The following is an 813-nucleotide window of genomic DNA, read 5'->3' as shown; positions in this document are numbered from 1 at the left end:
GGCATCCCTTTTTTTTCATGGTCAAAAATTTTCATATCAAGTTCGCGTCTTTTCCTTTTGATAAGTGATTGCTCAGCCTTACGTAAATGCGTTATCGTTTGTATCGTTATAGATTCATTTTGGATCATGGCTAATGAACCATCGATATGTGCTTGAAGATCTGCAATATCTTTCAGGTTTTCTTTTGTTTGAAGAGCATCAAATAGACTTTTGAGGTATTTAAAACGATTTTCTACTTTTTCAAAACTTTTCAAAGTTATAGCTTTATTTAGTAGCGAAAAAAATTCTAAACGCTCAAAAAGCAACTTGCCCATTCGATTAAAAGGCTCAGAAATTTTGTCTTCGTCCTTCAATACCTTTTGATATGATTCCCTTGAAAGCTCATCTTTCTTATAGAGCGATTCTGGTTCTTTGAGAAAAAAACTAGAAAAGTCTATTTTCTGAGGTGCAGTTTTCTGACTCTTTGTTATAGCTTGATAGTTTTTTTCTGTTTGCGAAAGTTGTTCTTTTTTCAACTCAAGCTGTTTTTTTAAGAGCTCAATAATTTCCCCTTTTTTTAATAGATTAATAAGCTCCAGATATTCTGCTGGTGAAGCAGCTGGTGATGAGGAGGCGAAAGATACGCTTATACTTGCGTCATTTGCATATGCTGGAGCTAGATTCAGCATTCCCCAAATGGTAATCATTCCTGTTATAATAAGAATCTTTCTCATATACTTGCTCGCTTGATTTCGTTAGGGATTGTTTTATTAATAGGCACACGGTTCCTATCATTGGGCTGTTTGAGCTTTGGTGCTAATACACAAGCCGATA

General features: G+C 34.8%; 2 protein-coding genes. Both read right to left on the bottom strand.

All coding sequences use genetic code 11. The features are described 5' to 3' along the window. A partial coding sequence (locus tag ACFIKQ_RS09045; RefSeq protein WP_375647935.1) for a type IV secretion system protein occupies nucleotides 1-713 on the bottom strand: 713 nt, incomplete at its 3' end. Next, nucleotides 710-813 (bottom strand): TrwH protein (locus ACFIKQ_RS09040; protein ID WP_375653502.1); only part of this gene is annotated, 104 nt, incomplete at its 5' end. The genes ACFIKQ_RS09045 and ACFIKQ_RS09040, both read right to left, overlap by 4 nt.

Source organism: Bartonella sp. MR63HLJHH, from assembly GCF_042194155.1.
In the GTDB taxonomy this organism is placed as follows: Bacteria; Pseudomonadota; Alphaproteobacteria; order Rhizobiales; family Rhizobiaceae; genus Bartonella; species Bartonella grahamii.
Note: the sequence above shows the minus strand (reverse complement) of the source record. Positions and strands in the feature narration are given on the sequence as shown.